The 22,770-nt window shown below is 68.5% G+C and carries 22 protein-coding genes and 1 pseudogene; 9 read left to right on the forward strand and 14 right to left on the reverse strand.

The window, feature by feature from the left end; translation table 11 throughout:
* Nucleotides 1-125 precede the first annotated feature (125 nt).
* Together LMJ29_RS16115 and LMJ29_RS16120 are read left to right on the forward strand one after the other, a co-directional pair.
* Entirely contained in the window at nucleotides 126-1,844 is a 1,719-nt protein-coding gene (locus tag LMJ29_RS16115) for an FAD-dependent oxidoreductase (protein ID WP_229606544.1), read from the forward strand.
* A 201-nt stretch (nucleotides 1,845-2,045) separates the two neighbouring features.
* Complete coding sequence (locus LMJ29_RS16120) at nucleotides 2,046-3,728, forward strand: SulP family inorganic anion transporter (RefSeq protein ID WP_229606545.1); 1,683 nt, start codon at nucleotides 2,046-2,048, stop codon at nucleotides 3,726-3,728.
* Nucleotides 3,729-3,879: 151 nt separating this feature from the next.
* Here the strand turns inward: LMJ29_RS16120 and LMJ29_RS16125 are convergent, their stop codons facing one another.
* The 3 genes from LMJ29_RS16125 to LMJ29_RS16135 all read right to left on the reverse strand — a co-directional run bounded on the left by LMJ29_RS16125 (nucleotide 3,880) and on the right by LMJ29_RS16135 (nucleotide 7,162).
* Nucleotides 3,880-5,316 (reverse strand): phospholipase D-like domain-containing protein, encoded by a 1,437-nt coding sequence (locus tag LMJ29_RS16125; RefSeq protein ID WP_229606546.1) that lies wholly within the window; start codon nucleotides 5,314-5,316, stop codon nucleotides 3,880-3,882.
* Between the two features lie 199 nt (nucleotides 5,317-5,515).
* Nucleotides 5,516-6,256, reverse strand: a complete 741-nt coding sequence (locus tag LMJ29_RS16130) for a sulfite exporter TauE/SafE family protein (protein ID WP_229606547.1) — start codon at nucleotides 6,254-6,256, stop codon at nucleotides 5,516-5,518.
* 135 nt (nucleotides 6,257-6,391) lie between these two features.
* Nucleotides 6,392-7,162, reverse strand: coding sequence for an IclR family transcriptional regulator domain-containing protein (locus tag LMJ29_RS16135; protein ID WP_229606548.1), 771 nt, complete (start codon nucleotides 7,160-7,162; stop codon nucleotides 6,392-6,394).
* A 145-nt stretch (nucleotides 7,163-7,307) separates the two neighbouring features.
* Between LMJ29_RS16135 and LMJ29_RS16140 the strand changes: the two genes are divergently transcribed.
* From LMJ29_RS16140 to LMJ29_RS16170, 7 genes are all read left to right on the forward strand, one after another.
* Nucleotides 7,308-8,117, forward strand: a complete 810-nt coding sequence (locus tag LMJ29_RS16140) for a shikimate dehydrogenase family protein (protein WP_229606549.1) — start codon at nucleotides 7,308-7,310, stop codon at nucleotides 8,115-8,117.
* Nucleotides 8,118-8,139: 22 nt separating this feature from the next.
* Complete coding sequence (locus LMJ29_RS16145) at nucleotides 8,140-9,861, forward strand: FAD-dependent oxidoreductase (RefSeq protein WP_229606550.1); 1,722 nt, start codon at nucleotides 8,140-8,142, stop codon at nucleotides 9,859-9,861.
* Nucleotides 9,862-9,882: 21 nt separating this feature from the next.
* On the forward strand, nucleotides 9,883-10,203 hold the full coding sequence (locus tag LMJ29_RS16150; RefSeq protein ID WP_229606551.1) for an NIPSNAP family protein: 321 nt from the start codon (nucleotides 9,883-9,885) through the stop codon (nucleotides 10,201-10,203).
* Nucleotides 10,204-10,583: 380 nt separating this feature from the next.
* The gene (locus LMJ29_RS16155; protein ID WP_229606552.1) at nucleotides 10,584-11,555 is read left to right on the forward strand and encodes an IS110 family RNA-guided transposase; all 972 of its coding nucleotides are present in this window, start codon (nucleotides 10,584-10,586) and stop codon (nucleotides 11,553-11,555) included.
* 54 nt (nucleotides 11,556-11,609) lie between these two features.
* Nucleotides 11,610-13,442, forward strand: coding sequence for an FAD-dependent oxidoreductase (locus LMJ29_RS16160; protein WP_229606553.1), 1,833 nt, complete (start codon nucleotides 11,610-11,612; stop codon nucleotides 13,440-13,442).
* 171 nt (nucleotides 13,443-13,613) lie between these two features.
* Entirely contained in the window at nucleotides 13,614-14,954 is a 1,341-nt protein-coding gene (locus tag LMJ29_RS16165) for an MFS transporter (RefSeq protein WP_229606637.1), read from the forward strand.
* A gap of 280 nt (nucleotides 14,955-15,234) precedes the next feature.
* Entirely contained in the window at nucleotides 15,235-15,486 is a 252-nt protein-coding gene (locus LMJ29_RS16170; protein WP_229606554.1) for a hypothetical protein, read from the forward strand.
* A gap of 152 nt (nucleotides 15,487-15,638) precedes the next feature.
* Here LMJ29_RS16170 and LMJ29_RS16175 read toward each other — a convergent pair whose 3' ends face one another.
* From LMJ29_RS16175 to LMJ29_RS16225, 11 genes and pseudogenes are all read right to left on the reverse strand, one after another.
* Nucleotides 15,639-16,061: a hypothetical protein gene (locus tag LMJ29_RS16175; protein ID WP_229606638.1), complete on the reverse strand. Its 423-nt coding sequence runs from the start codon at nucleotides 16,059-16,061 to the stop codon at nucleotides 15,639-15,641.
* A gap of 240 nt (nucleotides 16,062-16,301) precedes the next feature.
* The gene (locus LMJ29_RS16180; protein ID WP_229606555.1) at nucleotides 16,302-16,763 is read right to left on the reverse strand and encodes a YMGG-like glycine zipper-containing protein; all 462 of its coding nucleotides are present in this window, start codon (nucleotides 16,761-16,763) and stop codon (nucleotides 16,302-16,304) included.
* Nucleotides 16,764-16,911: 148 nt separating this feature from the next.
* On the reverse strand, nucleotides 16,912-17,247 hold the full coding sequence (locus LMJ29_RS16185) for an antibiotic biosynthesis monooxygenase family protein (RefSeq protein ID WP_229606556.1): 336 nt from the start codon (nucleotides 17,245-17,247) through the stop codon (nucleotides 16,912-16,914).
* Nucleotides 17,248-17,359: 112 nt separating this feature from the next.
* Nucleotides 17,360-17,493: pseudogene (locus tag LMJ29_RS16190) on the reverse strand (hypothetical protein); the annotation flags it as partial.
* 73 nt (nucleotides 17,494-17,566) lie between these two features.
* Nucleotides 17,567-18,271 carry an NAD(P)H-dependent oxidoreductase gene (locus tag LMJ29_RS16195; RefSeq protein WP_229606557.1) on the reverse strand — a complete coding sequence of 235 codons (705 nt, stop codon included), beginning with the start codon at nucleotides 18,269-18,271 and terminating at the stop codon, nucleotides 17,567-17,569.
* A gap of 200 nt (nucleotides 18,272-18,471) precedes the next feature.
* Nucleotides 18,472-18,843 carry a 2Fe-2S iron-sulfur cluster binding domain-containing protein gene (locus LMJ29_RS16200; protein WP_229606558.1) on the reverse strand — a complete coding sequence of 124 codons (372 nt, stop codon included), beginning with the start codon at nucleotides 18,841-18,843 and terminating at the stop codon, nucleotides 18,472-18,474.
* A complete protein-coding gene (locus LMJ29_RS16205; protein ID WP_229606559.1) occupies nucleotides 18,840-19,274 on the reverse strand; it encodes a tautomerase family protein in 435 nt (144 codons plus the stop codon). The genes LMJ29_RS16200 and LMJ29_RS16205 overlap by 4 nt, the downstream gene beginning before the upstream one ends.
* A 214-nt stretch (nucleotides 19,275-19,488) precedes the next feature.
* On the reverse strand, nucleotides 19,489-20,244 hold the full coding sequence (locus LMJ29_RS16210) for an SDR family oxidoreductase (protein ID WP_229606560.1): 756 nt from the start codon (nucleotides 20,242-20,244) through the stop codon (nucleotides 19,489-19,491).
* 193 nt (nucleotides 20,245-20,437) lie between these two features.
* Nucleotides 20,438-21,490 carry a 4-hydroxy-2-oxovalerate aldolase gene (dmpG, locus tag LMJ29_RS16215; protein WP_319942229.1) on the reverse strand — a complete coding sequence of 351 codons (1,053 nt, stop codon included), beginning with the start codon at nucleotides 21,488-21,490 and terminating at the stop codon, nucleotides 20,438-20,440.
* The gene (locus tag LMJ29_RS16220) at nucleotides 21,487-22,401 is read right to left on the reverse strand and encodes an acetaldehyde dehydrogenase (acetylating) (RefSeq protein WP_229606562.1); all 915 of its coding nucleotides are present in this window, start codon (nucleotides 22,399-22,401) and stop codon (nucleotides 21,487-21,489) included. Before LMJ29_RS16220 ends, dmpG begins: the two co-directional genes overlap by 4 nt.
* Entirely contained in the window at nucleotides 22,398-22,607 is a 210-nt protein-coding gene (locus LMJ29_RS16225) for a tautomerase family protein (protein WP_229606563.1), read from the reverse strand. Before LMJ29_RS16225 ends, LMJ29_RS16220 begins: the two co-directional genes overlap by 4 nt.
* Between the last annotated feature and the right edge of the window lie 163 nt (nucleotides 22,608-22,770).

A 22,770-nucleotide genomic window follows, 5' to 3' on the forward strand; every position in this document is an offset into this window, starting at 1 on the left:
CATGACGATGCGCTCTTGGCGATCCGGACTGGAATCTCTATTATCGGAACACGGTTCCAGAAAACAACAAGTGCGGATCAGCGACCAGTCAAATCGCCCCGCCCGTTCCAGCCCGGAGAAACGCCATGCCTGCAAGCCCCCTCACCCATCCGCTCGAATGCGATGTCCTGGTCATAGGTTCGGGGGCCGCCGGCCTGTCGGCCGCGGTGACCGCCGCCTGGCACGGGCAAAAGGTCGTGGTGGTGGAGAAGGACCCGGTGTTCGGCGGCGCCACCGCCTGGTCGGGCGGCTGGATGTGGGTGCCGTGCAACCCGCTGGCGCGGCGCGCCGGCATCGTCGAGGACGCCGAGCTGCCGCGCGCCTACCTCAAGCACGAGTTGGGCGAGAAGTACGACGCGACGCGCATCGACGCCTTCCTCGAAGCCGGGCCGCACATGGTCGAATTCTTCGAGAAGCACACCCGCCTGCAGTTCGCCGACGGCAACCAGATCGCCGACATCCACGGCGACAGCCCCGGCGCCGGCACCGGTGGCCGCTCGGTCATCGCCGCGCCGTACGACGGCAACGAGGTTGGCCCGCTGATCCACCGCCTGCGCAAGACCATGCGCGAAACCTCGTTCCTGGGCATGCCGATCATGGCCGGCAAGGATCTGGCCGCCTTCCTCAGCGTCACCCGCTCGGCCCGCTCGTTCGTCTACGCCGGCAAGCGCTTCGGTCGCCATCTGGTCGACCTGGCCCGCCACGGCCGCGCCATGCAGCTGGTCAACGGCGTGGCGCTGGTCGCCCGGCTCGCCAAGTCGGCCGAGGAGCTTGGCGTGCAGATGATCGAGTCGGCGCCGGCGCGCCGCCTGCTCATGGAAGACGGCGCGGTACGCGGCGCGGTGGTGCAGACCGCGCAGGGCGAGCTGAGCATCCGCGCCAGCAAGGCGGTGGTGCTGGCCGCCGGCGGCTTCCCCAACGACATCGAGCGGCGCAAGGCGCTGTTCCCGCGCACGCCCACCGGCCATGAGCACCTCGCTCTACCGCCGCTCGGCGCCTCGGGCGATGGCCTGCGCCTGGGCGAGTCGGCCGGCGGCCAGGTGGATACCAGCCTGGTCTCGCCGGTGGCCTGGGCGCCGGTGTCGCTGGTGCGGCACCCGGACGGCAGCAGCGGCCACTTCCCGCACATCATCGAGCGCGGCAAGCCGGGGATCATCGGCGTGCTGGCCAGCGGCAAGCGCTTCGTCAACGAGGCGCATGGCTACTACGACTACACCTCGGCGATGGTCGCCGCGGTGCCGCCGGGCCAGGAGGTGGCTTCCTGGCTGGTCTGCGACCACCGCTTCCAGCGCCGCTATGGCCTGGGCATCTCGCGCCCGGCACCGGTGCCGCTGGGCGGCTGGCTGCGCAACGGCTACCTGAAACGCGGCAACACCATCGAGGAACTGGCGCGCGCCTGCGGCATCGACCCGACGGGCCTCACCGCGACCGTCGCCGAATACAACCGCCACGCCCGCCACGGCGAGGACCCGCAGTTCGGCCGCGGCTCGACCCTCTACAACCGCAAGCAGGGCGACGCCAGCCAGCAGCCCAACCCCTGCGTGGCGCCCATCGAGCACGGGCCGTTCTACGCGGTGAAGGTGCAGCCCGGCTGCTTCGGCACCTTCGCCGGCCTGAAGACCAACGCCAGCGCCCAGGTGCTGGACGAAGGCGGCCAGCCGATCGCCGGCCTGTACGCCGCCGGCACCGACATGGCCAGCATCATGGGCGGCCACTACCCGGCCGGCGGCATCAACCTCGGCCCGGCGGTGACCTTCGGCTACATCGCCGGCCGGCATATCGCCGGGGCCAGCGGCTGGGAGTGAGGCCCCGCTATTCAGGCAAGGCGGTGACGGGGCACTCCCGTCACCGCCTTTTGTGTCCTGCCCGGCGACTCCACGACGGAGCGGCCCTGCCCCCCGCCGTCCCTCGCTGCTTCCGGCAGATTGCTCCCCGACGGCACGCTGCACCTCGCGGGTGGCGGCTATCGTTAGCCCATCAGTCCCCGCTCAGGCGAGCACCTGCCGATGGCCACGACCGCTGCCCGCCCCGCCACCCGATCCCGCCTGCCCGACCTGCTGGCGGGCCTGGCTGTGGCTGGCCTGCTGATACCCGAAGCGGTCGCCTATTCGAGCATCGCCGGCCTGCCCCCGCAGCACGGGGTGACCGCCTTGCTGGCGGGCCTCATCTGCTACGGGCTGGTGGGGCGCAGCCGGTACGCCATCGTCTCGGCCACCTCGTCCTCGGCGGCGGTGCTGGCCGCCGCCCTCGCCGCGCTGGCGCCGGGGGAACCCAGCCAGAAGCTGGGCCTGGTCACCGGCCTGGTGGTGCTCACCGGCGGCTTGTTCCTGCTGGCGGGGGCCGCCCGGCTGGGAAGCATCTCGGCGTTCATCGCCAAGCCGGTGCTGCGCGGTTTCACCTTTGGCCTGACCCTGGTGATCATCGTCAGGCAACTGCCGCATCTTCTCGGCGTGAAGACCACCCACACCGACTTCCTGCGCAGCGGTTACGAGCTCCTCACCCAATTCGCCGACTGGAACCTGCTCTGTCTCGGCCTGGGCCTGGGCGCCCTGGCCTTGCTGTTCGCCCTAAGGCCCCTGCGGCGCATTCCCACGCCGTTGCTGGTCATCGCCCTGGGCATCGCCGCGCAGGCGCTGCTGGGCCTCGACAGGCACGGGGTCGCCCTGGTCGGCACCATCGACCTCGAGTTCAGGGCGCCGACCCTGCCCGAACTCACTCCGCGCGAATGGCTGCGCGTCGCCGAGCTGGCGTGCGCCCTGCTGCTGGTGGTGTATGCGGAGTCCTATGCCGGCATACGCAGCTTCGCCTTCAAGCATGGCGAAAGCTTTTCGGCCAACCGCGAACTGGTCGCCCTGGGGCTGGCCAACCTGGTGTCCGGCCTGTTCGCCGGCCTGCCGGTGGGCGCCGGCTATTCCGCTACCGCCGCCAACGAGTCCTCCGGCGCCCGCTCGCACCTGGCGGCCTGGATCGCCGCGCTGACGGTACTGGTGGCGGTGCTGACGCTGCTGTCCTATATGGCGCTCATCCCGCTGCCGATCCTGGCCGCCATCGTCACCTACGCCGTCACCCATACCCTGAGCCTCGGCACGCTGAAGGTGTACTTCCGCTGGCATCGCGACCGCGTGGTATTGCTGTGCGCGATCGCCGCGGTGCTGCTGTTCGGCGTGCTTCCCGGCCTGCTGGTGGCGGTCGGCGCCAGCCTGCTGATGACCCTGAGCGGCTTTTCCCAACACCGGGTGGCGGTGCTCGGCCGGCTGGGCGAAGGGCACGACTTCGTCGACATCCGCGCCCATCCCGAGGCCAAGCAGATTCCCGGCATGCTGATCATGCGCCCGGAAACGCCGCTGTTCTTCGCCAATGCCGAACAGATCATGGCCCACGTCCAGCACCGCATCGAGCGCCTGAGCCGCCAGGCGGAGGGTCCGCCGCACGTGGTGATCCTGAGCCTGGAGGAATCCCCCGATCTCGACGGCACCAGCATCGACGCGCTGATGGAGCTGGCCCGATTCGCCCGCACCCGTGGCATCGAGCTGCTGCTCGCCCGCCTGCACGAACCGGTCAAGAGAGTGCTCACGCGCGCCGAAGTACCCAACCTGCCCGACCCGGAGCTGACCAACTGGAGCGTCGACGACGCGGTGTCGATGGCGCAGGCCAAGCTCAAATCGACCCCGGCTCGCGAGCCCGACTGAGCGCCGGCTCAGAGCCTGTTCACGATCTCGCGAGCTAGAGCCAGGCAAGGCGAAATCGGTTGAGGAAGCGGAGTTTGCTGACTGCAAATGAGCATTCCGAAACCGATTTCAACGCAGCATGGCCGACGCGCAGCAGATCGTGAGCAGGCTCTCAGAGCTGGAACCCCAGCAACTGCAGTAACCCCTCGCCCGCATCGCGCAGCAAACCCGGCGGAGTGGCAACGCCGGGGCTGGCGGCGCTCCGTTCCGCCTCGAACCAGGCCGCGAAGCGCTCCACGTCCGCGCGCTGGTGGAAGGCGACCATCAGCTCGTAGTTGAGGAACAGGCCACGGCTGTCGAGGTTGGCGGAGCCGGCCAGGGCCAGCGCATCGTCGATCACCGCCAGCTTGGCGTGCATCATCTCCGGCGCCAGCCAGATGCGCCCGCCCGCCGCGGCCAGCGCGCGCAGCGGCCGGCCACGGGCCAGGTCGGACAGCGGGTGGTTGGAACGGGCGGGCAGCAGCAGATCGACCGTCACCCCGCGGCGCGCGGCCAGGCACAGCGCCATCAACAGGGCCGACTCGGGAACGAAGTACGGCGTAGCCAGCGCGATGCGCCGCTGGGCGCGGTAGGCGGCGGTAACCAGCAGCGCGTAGACGGTATCGTCCGCCTGGTCCGGGCCGGAGGCGACGAGCTGCGCTCCGTCGAGCGCCAGCGGGGCCGGCGGCAGGTCTGCCCGCAGCGCACCGCCGCGCGGCAGTCCCTTGGCGAAGGCCCAGTCGCACTCGAACAGCGCGCTGGCCTGATCCGTCAGCGGGCCGCGCAGATCGAAGCTCAGGTCGCGCCACGGCGGCGCCGCGGGCGTCCCGTCGAAGTATTCCGCGGCCAGGTTGCGCCCGCCGCACCACAGCCGGCTGTTGGCCTGGCCCGCGTCGGCGATCAGCAACTTGCGATGGTTGCGCAGATTGCTCGATCCCTTCAGCAAGGCATTCAACGGCGAGCGCAGCGGCGAGTACAGGAGGGCGTGCAGCGGCGGCGCGAACAGCACCAGCTCCCCGCCGGCCGCGGTCAGGCGGCTCAAGTTCGGGCGGCGGGCCATCAGGATGCCCATGCCGTCCAGCAACAGGCGGACGCGCACCCCGGCCCGCGCCTTGTTGCAGAGCCGTTCGATCACGGCCTCGCCCAGGCTGTCGCGGCCGATGATGAAGGTGCACAGGTCGATCGAGACCCGGGCCCCGTCGAGGGTGGCCAGCAGGGCGTCGCCGGCCTGGTGGCCGTCCGCATGCACGTTCAGCTCGCAGTAGCGCGCCGGTGCCGGCTGGCCGAGGGCCACGATGGTTTCGATCCCCCAGCCGTCGGGGCTGCGCTTTTCGGGCGGGACGGGCAATACGACCTGGGGTGGACGCGCCAGCTTGCGGGTGCCGAACAGCAGGAAGGCCGGCAGGGCGAGGTAAGGCAGGAAGATGATGAACAGCATCCAGGCCACCGCCGCCGTCGGATGCCGCCGCTGGCGCATCACGTGGGAATTGATCACGTAGACCAGGATGGTCACCACGGTGATCATCCCGTCCAGGGTCAGCCAGTGGAGGAGCGACATGTCAGAGAGCATGGAGCACACCTCAGCCGTTTGCAGCGCGTCGGCTCCATGCCGAGCGATCCGTTGCACGGCCTCTGCCCGTGTGTCTCCGCCCGTTCGCGTGCGCGACGCAGCGGTCAGGGACGCTCCTTGAAGTGTCGCCCCTCGTGGCGGAACTGCGAGCGCAAAGCCGAAATCCGCTCGCCGTTCATCCAGGGCCGCGAGGCGGCTGCTACCAGTGCTTGACCAGCAGCTGGATCCCCGCCACCAGCATGCCGGCACGGGCGATGCGGTAAAACCACTGGTGGTTGACCTTGTCCTGCAGCCACAGGCCGGCCCACACGCCCAGCGGCACCAGCGGCGCCAGGGCCAGGCTGGCCAGCAGGTTTTCCCGGGTGAACTGGCCGAGCATGGTGTAGGGCACCAGCTTGACCGCGTTGGTGAGCAGGAAGAACACGTTGATGGTGGCCACGTAGCGCACCTTGTCGAGCTGCTGCGGCAGCAGGTGCATCATGATCGGCGGGCCGCCGGCGTGGGCGACGAAGCTGGTGAAGCCGGCCAGGGTGGAGAACAGCGTGCCCGAGCCCTTGGCCGGCGGCTGACCCGGCCGCGCCTTGGGCGGGTGGATCAGGTTGGCCAGCACGAAGGCCACGGCGATGCCGCCGATCATGAGGCCGATGATCCGCTCGTTGAGCATGCCGAAGCTCAGCGAACCGATCAGCACGCCGATCAGCGCGCCGGGCAGCATGATCTTCAGGTTGGCCACGTCCCACTTGCCGTAGTAGGCGCGCAGGCCGACCAGGTCGGCGGTGCAGAGGATCGGCAGCATGATCGCCGCCGCCTGGGTCGGCGCCACGCCGAGCGCCAAGAGCGGCACGGCGATGCCGCCCAGCGCCCCGCCGAAACCGCCCTTGGACAAACCGGTGAGCAGCACCGCGGGCACGGCGAACAGGAAGAACTCGAGAGAAAGCATCGGGAAGGTTTCCGGGACGGATCGGGAGCGTTGGCGAAGGGCGATTGGAGCACAAACCGCCGACAGTGGCCGTGCCCTTCGCCGGTTACCGCACGCAATCGCTCAAGGGCGGGGATTTCACCGCAAAACGGCTGTTCAATCCAGCACCGGCTTGAGCAGCGCCTGCGCCTCGTAGAGCGGCAGCAGGTAGCGCAGGCGCATCTCCTCGACGCTCAGGCGCGAAGCGTGGGTGGTGATCGACAGGCTCGCCTGCATCCGCCCGCTGCGCCCGAACAGCGGTACCGCCAGCACGCGCATGCCCACCTCGAACTCCTGGTCGACGATGGCGTAGCCCTGCGCGGCGATCTGTGCGAGCTCGGCGCGGATCGCCGCCTCGTCGGTGCGGGTGAACGGAGTGAGCTGGCGCAGCGGCACCCGCGCGAAGTAGCCGGCCAATTCCTCCTCGCCCATCTGCGCCAGCCATACCCGGCCGCTGGCGGTGCAGTACATCGGTACCCGCGAGCCGGGCCGGATCGACAGCGAGGAGATGTGGCTGTAGCGGCTGCGCACGATGTGCACCACGTCGTCGCCGTCGCGCAGGCCCACCGCGACGTGCTCCTGGATGCTGCGCGCCACCTGCTCGACCACCGGGCGCAGCATGCGCGGCAGCTGCGCCGAGTCGACGTAGGCCTGGCCGATGCGCAGCGCCTTGGCGGTCAGCCAGTACTGGCGGCCGTCGCTGTCGGCGAACCCCTCGTGCATAAGGGTCAGCAGAAAGCGCCGCGTCGCGCTGGGGGTCAACCCCGACAGGCGCGCCGCCTGCGCCACGCTCAGGCGCGGATGCTCCTCGCTGAACAGCTGCATCAGCGCCAGGCCCTTCTGCAGGCCGGCGATCAAGTCGCGCGGATGGATCGGCGGTTGGCTCATGTCGCTCCTCGGGAATTTTCGCCATTCGATGCGATTATCGCAGCGTCAATGCGATTAACAAGACAAACGACCGACTGGCGCATTGTTGGGCCGGCGAGGCGCTCGCAATACTCGCCGCACAACAAGCACAAAGCTGGAGGTCAGCATGATCCGCGGTTCGACCGAACTGGTAGCCATCGTCGGCTCCCCCATCGCCCAGGTGAAGTCGCCGGAAAACTTCAACACCTGGTTCGCCCAGCACGACAGGGACCTGGCGATGATCGCCATCGACCTGAACGAGAGGGCGCTGGACGACTTTCTCGCCACCCTGCGCGGCTGGCGCAACCTGCGCGGTTGCGTGGTCACCGTGCCCTACAAGCAGGTGCTGGCCGAGCGGCTGGACGGCGTCAGCCCGCGCGCCGCGGCGCTGCGCTCGGTCAATGTGATCCGCCGCGAGGCCGACGGCCGCCTGCTCGGCGACAACGTCGACGGCGACGGCTTCCTCAACGCCGCCCGCCAGCACGGGTTCCGTGGCCACGGGCAGCACGCCCTGGTGGTCGGCGCCGGCGGGGTGGGCAGCGCCATCGCCTACGCCCTAGGCGAGGCCGGCGTCAGCGAGCTGACCCTCGCCGACGTCAGCGCCGCGCGTACCGAGGGGCTGGCTACCATCCTGCGCGACGCCTTCCCGCGTCTGGCGGTGCACACCGACTACCCGTCGCTGGCGGGCTTCGACCTGGTGGTCAACGCCTCGCCGGTGGGCATGGGCGGCAGCGGCGAACTGCCGCTGCCGCTCGCCCAACTGGAGACCCTGCGCCCGAACACCCTGGTGGCCGATGTGGTGACCGCGCCGGAGATCACCCCGCTGCTGGCCTTCGCCCAGCGCATGGGCTGCCCCATCCAGACCGGCGCGGAGATGGCCTTCGCCCAGCTCGGCAACCTCGGCGCCTTCATGGGCGTCACCCCGCAGCAGATCTGAGCCACGCCAGGGAGCAACCGTCATGACCTCCGCAATCCCCTCCTCCGTTACCCCGGCCAGTGCCGTCCACGAATACGACCTGGTGGTGCTCGGCAGCGGCGCGGCCGGCTTCGCCGCCGCCACCACCGCCGCCTGCCGCGGCCTGCGCGTGCTGATCGTCGAGAAGGCCGAGACCTTCGGCGGCACCTCGGCGATTTCCGGCGGCGCCGTCTGGGTCCCCGGCAGCGACCAGGCGCGCGCCGCCGGCATCGCCGATTCGCCCGAGGCGGTGCGCACCTACCTGAAGAAGACCATCGGCGCCGGCTACGACGCCGAACTGGTCGATACCTTCATCGAACGCGGCAGCGAGGCGCTGCGCTATCTCGAACAGCACAGCGAGCTGGCCTACGCGCTGCGCCCGCTCTCCCCGGACTACTACCCGGACGAGGACGGCGCCACCGACCGCGGCCGCGCCCTGGAGATGGTCGAGTACGACGGCCGCCGCCTGGGCGAGCGCTTCAAGGACCTCAAGGCGCCGCCGCAGGGCATGCTGCTGTTCGGCGGGATGATGGTGAACCGCGTCGACATCCAGCACTTCCTCAGCTTCCGCCGCTCGCCGCAGTCGCTGTGGCACTGCCTGAAGCTGATGGCGCGCTATGGTCGCGACCGCCTCAAGCACCACCGCGGCACCCGCCTGACCGTCGGCAACGCGCTGATCGCCCGGCTGGCCACCACCGCCTTCGCCAAGGGCGTCGAGCTGTGGCTGGACTGCCAGAGCGAGGCGCTGATCGTCGAGGACGGCGCGGTGCGCGGCGTGCAGCTGCGCCGCGGCGGGCGCAGCGTGCAGGTGCGGGCGCGCGGCGGCGTGGTCTGCGCCACCGGCGGCTTCGGCGCCGGCGCCCAGGCCGCGGCCGAGCGCCCGCAGAGCGCGGCGGCGCACTGGAGCATGTCGCCGGAAACCAACACCGGCGATGCCCTGCGCCTGGGCGCGGCGGTCAATGCTGCCAGCGGCAAGGACCTGGCCGCCAACTTCTTCTGGGCGCCGGTATCCGTACTGCGCCGCCCGGACGGCACGCTGGAGCGCTTCCCGCACCTGGTCACCGATCGCGCCAAACCGGGGATCATCGCCGTCGACAAGAGCGGCCGACGCTTCGTCAACGAGTCCAACTCCTACCACTGCTTCGTCGAGGCGATGTTCCAGGGCCATGCGCCCTGCTGGCTGATCGCCGACGCCGAGGCGCTCGGCAAGTACGGCATGGGCCTGGCGCGGCCCAAGCCGGTCGACAACTCGGCACTGATCGCCGCGGGCTACCTGCACCGCGCCGACACCCCCGAGGCGCTGGCCCGTACCATCGGCGTCGACCCGCAGGGCCTGCGCGCCACCCTCGAGCTGCACAACGCCGATGCCCGCAGTGGCATCGACCGCCAGTTCGGCAAGGGCGGCAACAGCTACAACCGCCACCTGGGCGATCCGCACCAGCAGCCCAACCCGTGCCTGGCGCCGCTGGAGAAGGCGCCGTTCTACGCCATCCGCGTCGACACCGGCGACCTGGGCTCGGCGCGCGGCCTGCGCACCGACCGCCACGCCAACGTGCTCGACCTCGACGGCGTGCCCATCCCCGGCCTGTACGCCGCCGGCAACGACATGAACTCGATCATGGACGGCACCTATCCCGGCCCGGGCATCACCCTCGGCCCCGGCATCACCTTCGGCTACATCGCCGCGACCCATATCGCCGAGCGCCTGCTGCCGGCCAAAGCCTGACCTTTCCACGGAGATACCCGCATGTACTACGAACTGCGCACCTACACCATCAAGCCGACCCGCCTCGCCGAGTGGCTGGCGCTGTACCAGAGCGACGCCCTGGCGGTGCAGACCGAGCACCTCGGCAAGCTGGTCGGCTTCTTCACCATCGAGTTCGGCGAGGCCAACCAGGTGGTGCACATCTGGGCCTGGGAGAGTCTCGACGACCGCGCCGCACGGCGCGCCAGCATGGCCGCCGACCCGCGCTGGGCGGCGTTCGCGCGCAAGAACAGGGAACTCGACGCGGTGGAGCGCCTGGAGTCGCGGCTGATGCGGCCGACCGGGTTCTCGCCGCTGCAGTGAGTCATCTGTAGGGGCGAACCGCGGCTCACCGCCGCAGAGACTCAACCTGTAGGGGCGAATTCATTCGCCAAGCAGGCCATCGGCCTGCCCTTGGCAACATCGGGGCCGCGTTGCGGCCCATGGCGAATGAATTCGCCCCTTGTATCTCGACTGCCACCCCTCCTGGGGTGATAGTTCCCGACTGATCATCGGGAGGAGGACCTGGAAGACGCTTCGCCCCTTAGGCTTCGAGCCTGCGATGTAGATCGTGCTCCGGCCCTCCACACTCACTCGACAAGTCCGAACGGTATCTGGAGCCCACCCTCGGTGAGAGCTCGTATTCACAAGGTTGGACCGAGTGCTGTGATGATCACGATGAACACTGCACAGGAGCCTTTCCCATGACGTCCGTCGTCGGCATCGACGTTGCCAAGCACAGTCTCGATATCGCCACCCTGCAAGCCAACGGCAAGCACCGCACGAAAAGCAAGCTGGCCAATACCCCGGCGGGCTTCAAGGATGTCGAGAAGTGGCTGGACCAGTATGCCGAGCCCAGCGCCTGGATCGTGATGGAGGCGACGGGGATCTATCACGAAGCCGTCGCCGAGTACCTGCAGGGACTGGGCTATCGGGTCTGCGTGATGAACCCCGCACGCATCGCCAGCTACGCGCAGAGCGAGCTGCTGCGTGGCAAGACCGATCGCACCGATGCCAAGCTGCTGGCCACCTACGGGCAGCGGCATGTCGACCAGTTGCGCGCCTGGACACCCACGCCGCCGGCGCAGAAGCGCCTGCAAGCGCTGGTCAGACGCCTGCAGGATCTCAAGGAAATCGAGCAGATGGAGCGCAATCGGCTGGAGGTTTCGGACCCCAGCGTGCAGGCGTCGATCCATGAGCTGCTGACGCATATCGAGCGGCAGATCGCCGAGACCCTGCGGGCGATCAAGCAGCACATCGACGACGATCCGGATTTGCGCGGCCGCCGCGACCTGCTGGTCAGCATCGATGGCATCGCCGATCGGACCGCGGCCTTGCTGCTGGCCGAGCTGGGCGATCCGCTGCAGTTCGAGGGCGCGCGGGCCATCGTCGCCTATGCGGGACTGAACCCGAGGCTGCAGCAGTCGGGTCAATACCAGGGACATGTGCGCATTTCCAAGGTCGGCTCGCCCCGTCTGCGCGCCGGCCTGTTCATGCCGGCCCTGGTGGCGATGACCCACAACCCCGCCATCAGGGCACTGAGTCAGCGCCTGAAGGAGAAAGGCAAGGCTGGCAAGCAGATCGTCTGCGCGGCGATGCGCAAGCTGCTGCACATCGCCTATGGCGTGCTCAAGTCCGGCGTGCCGTTCGATCACCAGCGAGCCATTGCTCACTGATGGGCAAGACGGTATCTACAACTGATCGCCAACCACAACAACAAGAGGCAGGACATGCAAACGGCCGACAGAATCGAATGCGACGTGCTGGTGGTCGGCTCCGGCGCGTCCGGGCTGGCCGCCGCGGTGACCGCCGCTCACCACGGCCTGAAAGTGGTGGTCGCCGAGAAGGACCCCCTGCTCGGCGGCACCAGCGCCTGGTCCGGCGGCTGGTTGTGGATTCCGCGCAATCCGCTGGCGGTCGCCGACGGCCAGATCGAGGAGCCCGACGCGCCCGAGCGTTACCTGCGCGAGCAGCTCCAGCGGGGCGAACTGGACGAACGCCAGCGCGCCTTTCTCGACCACGGCCCGGCGATGGTCGAGTTCTTCCAGCGCCACACCGCCGTGCAGTTCCAGTCCGGCAGCCGCATGCCCGATATGCACGACGGCCCCGGCGCGGTGCTGGGCGGCCGCTCGCTGTGCGCCCAGCCGTTCGACGGCCGCCAACTGGGCGCGTGGATCGAGAAACTGCGCCCGCCGCTGGACCTGATCAGCCTGGCCGGCATGGGCATCGCCGGCGGCGCAGACCTCGCCCACTTCCTCGACGCCACCCGCTCACCGCGCTCGGCGCTGTACGCGGCCGGGCGCCTGCTACGGCACTTCCGCGACCGCCTGCTGCACGGCCGCGGCCTGCACCTGGTCAACGGCAACGCGCTGGTCGCCCGCCTGCTGCGCAGCGCGCTGGATCGTAAGGTCAGCCTGCTCTGCGAGGCCCCGGTGCGGCGTTTGCTGCAGCGCGACGGCCGGGTGGTCGGCGCCCTGCTCGACCACGTGGGTACGCCGGCCGAGATCCACGCCCGGCGCGGCGTGGTGCTGGCCTGCGGCGGCTTTCCCCACGACCGCGCGCGCATCGCGCAGCTGTTCCCCCACGCCCCGGACGGCTCGGGCCACCACTCGGCCGCGCCGCCGTGCAATACCGGCGACGGCCTGCGCCTGGGCGAGGCGGTCGGCGCGCGGGTGGCGGGCGATCTGCTGCACGCCGGCGCCTGGGCGCCGGTATCGCTGGTGCCGCGCAAGGACGGCAGCAGCGGCGCCTTCCCGCACCTGATGGAGCGCGCCAAGCCCGGCTTTATCGCCGTGCGCAGCGACGGCCGGCGCTTCGCCAACGAGGCCGACTCCTACCACGCCTTCATGAACGCGCTGTTCGCCGCCACCCCGGCCGGCGAGGCGCCGGTCGCCTGGCTGATCGGCGACCGGCGCGCGCGCAACCGCTACGGCATCGGCGCGGTGCGGCCGTTCCCCTTCCCGGAGGGACGCTGGCTGCGCAACGGCTATCTCAAGCGCGGCGACAGCCTCGAAGAGCTCGCCCGCCAGTGCGGCATCGACCCGGCACAGCTCGCCGCCAGCGTGGCGCGCTTCAACCGGCACGCCGCGCAGGGCGAGGACCCGGACTTCGGCCGCGGCGCCTCGCCCTACAACCGCGCCCAGGGCGAGGCGCGCCTCGCGACCGCGACACCCGCCTGGCAGGCCGAAGACCCCGACTTCCAGCGCGGCACACCGCCACGCCAGGCGCCCAACCCTTCGCTGGGCGCATTGGAGCGCGGACCGTTCTACGCCGTGAAGCTGGTGCCCGGCAGCCTGGGCACCTTCGCCGGGCTGCGCACCGACGCCGGCGCGCGGGTGCTGGACGGCGGCGGAAGCCCGATTGGCGGGCTGTTCGCGGTGGGCAACGACATGGCCAGCGTGATGGACGGCCACTATCCGAGCGGCGGCATTACCCTCGGCCCGGGCATGACCTTCGGCTATCTCGCCGGCCTCGCGCTGGTCGGACAGGACGCTTGTTCAGGCGACAAACAGCCATCGGCTATAGCAAACTGCTGCTCGAGTCAAAATGTACTAACTAGTTAGGTTGTGTTCGATTATCGACCAGATGAACGTTTATCGAATTGACCCGAACCGCCGACAGTTCCACCATTTGCTCAGACCGGAGGCCTCACCGGCGTGACCAGCGCCGATGTCCGGTCAAACAGCACTAGCTGCTCAATAACAATTTCAAGAATCGGGTAAACGCACATGTCCATGTCTTCGGCACGCCCCGTCGTCCCGCCCCAGGTGCACTCGGTACACCCCCACGCCGGTGTCGGCGAAAAGATCCGCGCCGCCCTCGCCGTCGGCAAGATGCGCTGGGGCATGCTCGCCCTGGTGTTCTTCGCCACCACACTGAACTACATCGACCGCGCCGCCCTGGGCGTGATGCAACCGATCCTCGCCAAGGAGATGAGCTGGTCCACCATGGACTACGCCAACATCAACTTCTGGTTCCAGGTCGGCTATGCCGTCGGCTTCATCCTGCAGGGCCGCTTCATCGACAAGGTCGGCGTCAAACGTGCCTTCTTCCTCGCCGTGCTGCTGTGGAGCCTGGCCACCGGCGCCCACGGCCTGGCCACTTCGGCGGTCGGCTTCATGATCTGCCGCTTCATCCTCGGCCTGACCGAGGCGGCCAACTACCCGGCTTGCGTGAAGACCACCCGCCTGTGGTTCCCGGCCGGCGAGCGCGCCCTGGCCACCGGCATCTTCAACGCCGGCACCAACGTCGGCGCCATGGTCACTCCGGCCCTGCTGCCGCTGATCCTGTCCGTCTGGGGCTGGCAGGCCGCCTTCATCGGCATGGCTCTGCTGGGCGCCGTCTGGCTGGTGTTCTGGGGCCTCAAGTACTTCAACCCGGAAGAGCATCCGCGCGTCACCCAGGCCGAACTGGACTACATCCAGCAGGCCGCCGAGCCTGAGCCGACCAAGGTGCCCTTCTCGCGCATCCTGCGCATGCGCGGCACCTGGGCCTTCGCCGTGGCCTACGCGATCACCGCGCCGGTGTTCTGGTTCTACCTGTACTGGCTGCCGCCGTTCCTCAACCAGCAGTACAGCCTGGGCATCAGCGTCACCCAGATGGGCATCCCGCTGATGCTGATCTGGCTGACCGCCGACTTCGGCAGCATCGGTGGCGGCATCCTGTCGTCCTTCCTGATCGGCCGCGGCGTCCAGCCGATCCGTGCCCGCCTGGTGTCGATGCTGATCTTCGCCACCTGCATCTGCTCGGTAGTGTTCGCCGCCAAGGCCAGCGGCCTGTGGATCGCGGTGCTGGCGATCTCCCTGGCCGTGGGTGCCCACCAGGCCTGGACCGCCAACATCTGGAGCCTGGTGATGGACTACACCCCCAAGCACCTGATGAGCACCGTGTTCGGCTTCGGCGGCATGTGCGCGGCGATCGGCGGCATGTTCATGACCCAGATCGTCGGCTACGTGCTGACCGTCACCAACAACAACTACGCCGTGCTGTTCACCATCATCCCGGCCATGTACTTCCTGGCGCTGACCTGGCTGTACTTCATGGCCCCGCGCAAGCTCGAGCAGACCGAGCAGTGATGCGCAGCGCCTGAGACCCGGCAGAGCCCCGGGTCCCGCTCCCGCCGACCGCCCCGCCTCGCCCGAGCCGGGGCGGTCGTCGTTTGCGGCCCGGCAAACCCCTGGCTACGGGTCTCTTTTCTGACGCCCTGCGCAAGTGCGCCATCGTTCGCCAAAGGAGGCTTGCATTTTTACTGTACGCATATACAGTATCAACAAGCCGGACGATTCGAGCGTACCGGCAGAATCCCCCGGCCCGGCCGGGACCACCCGCACCATGCCAGCATGCAGGAGCCCAACCATGTTTATGTCGATCCTTGGTCTCGCGCTCTCCAAAAGGAAGGCTTCCCCCTACGACCTGAACGACTTCCTATTCTCCGCCGACGAACTGCAGGAAAAGTACGAGGACAGCGCCCGCGACAGCGAGCACCCGCACTTCTCCCGCGAGCGCTGGCTGGATGCAGTCAACTTCGGCCACAGCGAACAGGGTTACTGGAGTTGGGTGTTCGAGCAGGTGCAGGCGGACGACGATACCTGGCTGCTGCGCCACTGAGGATCGCCGCCCGGCAGGCTGCCGGCCACGAGCGGGCCAGCATCTATAGAGGCAGAAAATAGGGGCAGTCGAACACTGCCCCTGGCAGGTGCCGGACGCCCAAGCGGCGAGGACCGCAGCGACGCCCGGCGACCGGATGATTCAGAGCAACTTCAGAGCAACTGCTCGTCGTCGCGGATCAGCACGCAGTGCAGGCCGTCGTCGTCCTCCTCGCAGTCGTGGACGTAGAACATCACCACCTCGCCCTGCCCCAGCGATGCCGCCAGGTAGTCGCCGATCTCCGGCAGGAAGTAGGCGGACGAGGCCGGCGCCGCCTCGCACTCGATACGCGCGGTAACGAAGTTCTCGGGGGCGTCGTCGCCGAAGAACTCCTCGCACTCCTCATCGCTCCAGTCGTCCGGCGCCACGAAGGGGCCCTCGAACAGGATGCGCGCCTCGCCCAGGTCCAGCTCCTCGGCATCCGGGTCGTTCTCGTCCGGACGGTACACCGTGCATTCCACCGCCTCGGCGCTCTCCAGCACCTCCTGACGCGCGGCCAGACGCTTCTGCGCGTCCACGCCCGCCGCCTCGCACATCTGCAGCCAAACCTTGTCCATCCTGCCCTCCTGATTCTGTTGGCGTCTGAAAACATCGACCGGGCCGCCAGCGCGACCCTGGCCAGCATGGCCGGCGCGCTTGTCAGCCTGAAGACAGTGCGTCTGCTGCGGCACGCGGGGCCGGCGCCGGCGCCGGCCCGGTCAAAGGCCGCGGATCATAGCAAGCCCCGCGCCTGCCGGCCCGGGCACTTCTACCGGCCGGCCGGACAGCCAGCCGCGTCAGGGCGAGACCTGATAGCCGCGCTGCTGCATGCAGGTGCTGTATACGGACGAGGCGTTCGCCGCGTTCTGCTGGTCCGCGCGGCGACCCTCGCGGCGCTCCTGGCGCTGGCGGGAACCGCCGACGACCACGCCGGCCGCCGCTCCTTCCTTGGCCCGCTCCTGGCGGTACTCCTGCTGCGCCTCGTCGCCGATGCGGTCGTAATCGTTGCTGCGGATCTGGCCCGCGGCGGCGCCGGCCGCCGCGCCGGCCGCGGCGCCGCGCAAGCGCTGGCCGCCGGGGGCCGAACTGGAAGAGCTGGATGGATTGGCGTAGCTGGACGCCTGGCTCTGACAGGCGCTCATGTCGGCTTGTATGGTCTGCTGCGACTGGCCGTGCAGGGGCGTCACCGTCTGCGCCAAGGCCGGCCAGCAGGCGACCGACAGCAGCGAGGCGACAAGCAAGGAAGTGGATCTGGTCATGGCTGCGCGACTCCCGTGGCGGAAGGATGGGTGGAGGCGACTCCAGTCCGCAAAGCATAGCCCCCTACCCTCGCGCCATGAGCGCAGGCGCCGCCCGCCCGTCCGTCCGCTGGAATGGCATGCACCCTTTGCGACAACTATCCAGCTTTTACTTGCGGAAGTTGTAGGCGCGCTCGACCTTGGAGATGCGCAGCTCCAGGCCCTCGAACCAGTTGCTCTTGCCCTCCGTCTGCGCTTGAGCGTGGCTGGTTTCAGTACGCCACTTGGCGATGGAAGCCAAGTCTGTCCAGTAGGACACCAGGATGCCGAAGCCCGATGCGTCACCGGCGGACTCGGTGCCGATATAGCCCGGCTGCTCCTTGGCCAGTCGGGTCATGAGCTCGACCTTTTCAGCGAATCCCGCTTCGCACTCGTTGCGCTGAAAGGTAAAGATCACCGCGTAGTACGGCGGCTCCGGGGTTTTGGCAAAGCGTTCTTCGGACATGATTCCTCACCGGTCATCTGAAAGTGGCCTGACTCAAGTTGCCCCGTCGACCTGCGGCATCACGCCGCAGCCGGAGCGGACGGACTTATACAGGTAGCGTTGCGCCTATACCAGCCCGGAGCATGCGCGCGATGTTCCAGGGGCCGGGGATGCAGGCGGTGGCGTTGGCGACCGGCCCGGTGCCACCGCCGATGAGGGTGGTCACCCCGGGGGCTCGGCCTGCTGCGGGCAGATGAAGTGGATGTAGGGTGCGCGGGCTGGTGGCGATCTGAAACCCCGACGCCTGGAAAGCGGGCAGTCCGGAAGATCGCCGGGACTGTCAGCGCGGCCGCGGCATCAGCCTGTCGTCGAAGTCGTCCAGGCTTGGAAAGCGCAGCGGTTCGAGGCGCTCCAGGTCGTCGAGGTGGCGGCGATAGTCGGCGAGAATCTGCGCGCGCGCCTCGGCGCTGACGTAGGGCACGTGGTAGCCGATGAAGGGCGGCAGCACCGTGAAGCCGCAGTAGGCCAGGCTGCCCTGCAGCAGCGGGCGCAGCAAAGGGGCGATCTCGCCGTGGATGCCCGTGGCGCCGAACATGTACTCGCGCCCACCGAGTGTCAGCGTCACCAGCGCGCGCTTGCCGCGCATGCCGCCGCGGTCGTAGATGCGCTTGCCGCCATAGAACAGCCCGGAAATCATCACCCGGTCGATCCAGCCCTTGAGGATCGCCGGTTCGGAGAACCAGTAGAGCGGGAAGTTGAAGATCAGCAGGTCGCACCACTGCACCTTGGCGATCTCGGCGGCGATGTCCGGCGCGATGGTGCCCGCCTCGTGGTTGTGGCGCTGCTCCAGGGCGTAGACCAGATAGTCCGGGTTGGCGCGAGCGCCAAAGTCGGCGGCGCTGGCCACCGGATTCCAGTTCATCGCGTAGAGATCGGAGACCTGCACCTCGTGGCCGGCGGCGCTGAACCGCTCGACGGCGCAATCCTTGAGCGCGGCGTTGAACGAGCGCGGCTCGTGGTGGGCGTGGACGATCAGTACTTTCATGGAAGGCATTCTCCCGAGAGCGGATTTGTGCAGCGCAAGAGCCGAAACGATCGATGTTAACGCAAGAATGCACGAGCCCTGGACAAACGCACGAAACCCGCAGAAGCCCGCTTGCCGGCAACATTCCAGAGCCACCCAAGCATCACCAGCAAGCGGGCTACTACGGGAGACTCGTCAAGGCTCCAGCCTATGTGGCAGCTTCATGCCCCCTGCCCTGATCCGGGACGCTCAACCCCGGCGAACGCCATCGGCGCCAGCGGCATCAGTCCCTTGCACACCGCCTTGTGCAGCTTGCCCACGACCTTCAGGCGCAGATCGCTCTGCGCCTGGATGCAGCAGGCCAGCACGGTGCCGTGTTCCTGCTCGTCGAGCGTGACGTGCTGGCGGCTCATGGTGCGGGTCGGCCGATAGTCGCCACTGATGACCTGCACCTTGCACACCCCGCAGCCGCCGCCGCGGCAGCCGAGCGGGATGCCCTTGCGGCCGAGCCGGGCCATGCCGTTCAGCACGGTTTCCTGCTCGTCGCAGGGGTAGTGCTCGCCGGTGTCCTCGATATGGATCTCGTGCTTCATGCGGCGCCCTCCCCGGCGGCGGCGCGGGCGCGTGCCGCCACTTCCTCGGCGCGCAGCACGCTGGCCGGTGCACCGCCGATGGACCAGTCCTCCGGCGCCACGCGCTGACAGCGGCCGCGCACCAGCTCGCGGTGCACGCCGAGCACCTCCACCAGCAAATCGGTGAAGCCTTGGTGCAAGCGCTGGCGATCCTCCAGCGAGCGGCCGTCGAGCACGATGAACTCGAAGAATGGCGCGTGCAGGCCATTGGCGCTGCACAGCGCACCGGCGGCGGCGAACTGTCCGGCAGCGTGGGGGGTGATAAAGGCGCGCACCCGCTCGATGGGCGACGCGAGCACCTCGCTATAGAGGCGCGAGGCCTCGACCAGCAGACGTTGCTCCTGCTCGACGGTGCTGTGGCCGGCGAGCAGGTGGAAATTCACGACAGGCATGGCGCATCTCCATTGTTGTTATTGGTGCAGCCAGTGAGTGCAGGGGTGATCGTCTGTTCACGATCTCGCGAGCTGGAGCCAGACAAGGCCTCGATGACCCCGCGAAACCGTTCGATTCGCTCCGCTCGCCCTGCGGACCAGCCTGCGGATCTCGCTCCGCTTCGCTGCGTTGCAACGCAGCATGGCCGATGCGCAGCAGATCGTGGACGGACTATCAGGGCAGACCGCGACGCCGCCCGGAATCGAGCATCAGGGTCGAGCCGGTCATCGCATCGGCTTCCGGCGCCAGCAGCAGCGTCACCGCCCAGGCCACCTGCTCCGGAGTGGTCAGCGCGCCGAGCGACGACTCGGCGCACATCTCGGCCAGCACCGCCTCGGTGCTGATCCCGCGTAGCGCGGCACGGTCGGCGGCAACCCGATGCAGGCGCTCGGTATCGGCCGGGCCGGGGGCGATCAGGTGCGCGGTGATGCCGCGCGGGCCGTAGGCCAGGCTGAGCTGGCGGCTGGCGTTGGCCAGCGCGGCATTGGCCACTCCGGCCGCCGCCGCGTAGGCGGTGGGTTCGAAGCCGTAGTGGCCGCCGATGGCCACCAGCCGCGAGCCCCTGACCAGCCGCGAGTCCACCGCGCGCACCAGGCGCAGCAGGCCGCCGACCTTGATATTCACCGCATCGACCAGTGCTGAAGTCGGCGCATCCAGCACGCCGCCGGCTACCGCTACACCCGGCCCGTGCACCACCATGCGCACCAGGCGGTCGATGGCGGCGGCAATCGCGGCGATGGAATCGTCGCTGGCGATATCGGCCACGCAGCCGGTCACGCCGGGATGGCGACTGGCCAGTGCGTCGATGCTCGCCGCACTGCGCGCCACCGCCAGCACGTCCAGGCCTGCGGCGCACAGCCGTCCGACTATCGCCTGGCCGAAGGCGCCGGTGGCGCCCACCACCACGGCCAGTTCCTTGTTCGCACTCATGTTCACCTCCCAGGGCAGAGCCTGGAGCCGATTTCACGATGTGTAGGGGCGAATTCATTCGCCTTGCCGGGGCATCTGGGCGAATGAATTCGCCCCTACAGGGGATTGGCAGATTCCGCAGCCATCCATGTGACTGCCTTCGTTCCCCTATAAACAGCAACGCCGGACGGGTCGCCCCTGTCCGGCGTCAGCCTCAAGCGCTCTTCAGCAGCCCACGCTCCTTGGCCATGGTCATTGCGGTGTCGAGGATCATGTCCTCCTGGCCACCGATCATCTTCCTGCGGCCCAGCTCGACCAGGATGTCGCGCGCCGGTACGCCGAAGCGCTCGGAAGCACGCTTGGAGTGCAGCAGGAAGGTCGAGTAGACGCCGGCGTAGCCGAGGGTCAGCGACTCGCGGTCGACGCGCACCACGTGCTCCATCATCGGCACGATGATGTCCTCGGCGACGTCCATCAGCTTGAACAGGTCGACGCCGGTGTCGATGCCCATGCGCTCGCACACCGCGGCGAACACCTCCAGCGGGGTGTTGCCGGCACCGGCGCCGAGGCCCGCGGCCGAGCCGTCAATGCGACTGGCACCAGCCTCGATGGCAGCGATGGAGTTGGCGATGCCCATGCCCAGGTTGTGGTGGCCGTGGAAGCCGATCTCGGTTTCCGGGTTGAGCACCTCGCGTAGGGCACCGATGCGTGCCTTGACGTCCTCCGGCAGCATGTAGCCGGCCGAGTCGGTGACGTACACGGTCTGCGCGCCGTAGGACTCCATCAGCTTGCCCTGCCTGGCGATGCCCTCGGCGTCGTTGAGGTGGGCCATCATCAGGAAGCCGGTGGTGTCCATGCCCAGCTTGCGGGCGAAGGCGATGTGCTGCGGCGAGGTGTCCGCCTCGGTGCAGTGGGTGGCGACGTGCACGCTGCGCGCACCGCAGTCGTAGGCCGACTGCAGCTCCTTCATGGTGCCAAGCCCCGGAATCAGCAGCACCGAGACCTTGGCCTGCTTCATCTGCGCGGCGACCGCCGAGATGTACTCCTCGTTGCTGTGGGGGGCGAAGCCGTGCTGCAGCGAGTTGCCGCCCAGGCCCGCGCCGTGGGTGACCTGGATATAGGGCACCCCGGCGGCGTCCAAGGCGGTGGCGACCTTGACCATCTGCTCGACGCTGATCTGCTCGCGCTTGGCGTGCATGCCGTCGCGCAGGCACATGTCGTGGAGGATGACCTTGCGGCCCTTGAGACTGTTGGACTGGCTCATCACGCAACCTCCGGGGTGGGCAGCTGGATCTTTCCGGCAAGGATCTCCTCGGCGAACATCTCGGCGGTACGGGTGGCCGCCGCGGTCATGATGTCGAGGTTGCCGGCGTAGGTCGGCAGGTAGTCGCCGAGGCCAGCCACTTCCATGAACACCGCCACCTTGTTGCCGTCGAACAACGGGCCGTTGACCAACCGGTAGCCCGGCACGTACTTCTGCACCTCGCCGATCATCTCGAGGATCGAGGCGGTGATCTTGTCCTGGTCCGGCTCGTCGTCGGTCAGGCAGGAGATGGTGTTGCGCATGATCATCGGCGGCTCGGCCGGGTTGATGATCGCCAGCGCCTTGCCCTTGCGCGCCCCGCCGACCTTCTCCAGCGCGTTGGAGGTGGTGTAGGTGAACTCGTCGAGGTTGGCGCGGGTGCCGGGGCCGATGGATTTGGACGCCAGGCTGGCGACGATCTCGGCGTAGCCGACGCTCTGGATACGCGACACCGCGTGGACGATCGGAATGGTCGCCTGGCCGGCGCAGGAGATCATGTTGACGTTCATCTCCAGCTTCTCGGCGTGCTCGCGCAGGTTCACCGGCGGCACGCACAGCGGGCCGATGGCCGCCGGGGTCAGGTCGATCATCAAAACGCCCCGGGCGTTGAGCTTGCGGCTGTTCTCGGCGTGCACGTAGGCGCTGGTGGCGTCGAAGGCGATCTGGATGTTGTCCTCCAGCACATGCGGCAGCAGGCCGTCCACGCCTTCGGCGGTGGTCTTCAGGCCCATGGCGCGGGCGCGCGCCAAGCCTTCGGACTCGGGGTCGATGCCGACCATCCACACCGGTTCCAGCACCTCACTGCGCTGGATCTTGTAGATCAGGTCGGTGCCGATGTTGCCCGAGCCGATCAGCGCACAGCGGATCTTCTTCATTGTCCCTGCTCCTGCAACGCGGCGCGCTGCGGCTTGCTCAGGCCGGCGACGTAGAACTCGTGTTCGCGGTGTTCGGTGATCAGGATGCGCACGGTTTCCGGGCTGCAATCCAGGCTCTGGGCGACCGCCGCGGTGACGGCGGCGGCGACGCGCTGCTTCTGCTCCACGGTGCGGCCTTCGATCATGTGCATTTCGATGATTGGCATGGCTGTATTCCTTATTGTTGTGGAAGAGCCTGTTCACGATCTCGCGAGCTAGAGCCAGGCAAGGCGGAAGTGGTTGAGGAAGCGGAGTTTGCTAAATGCAAATGAGCATTCCGAAACCACTTCCAACGCCGCATGGCCGACGCGCAGCAGATCGTGGACTGGC

The sequence above is a fragment of the Pseudomonas oryzagri genome (assembly GCF_020831405.1).
GTDB classification, from domain to species: Bacteria; Pseudomonadota; Gammaproteobacteria; order Pseudomonadales; family Pseudomonadaceae; genus Geopseudomonas; species Geopseudomonas oryzagri.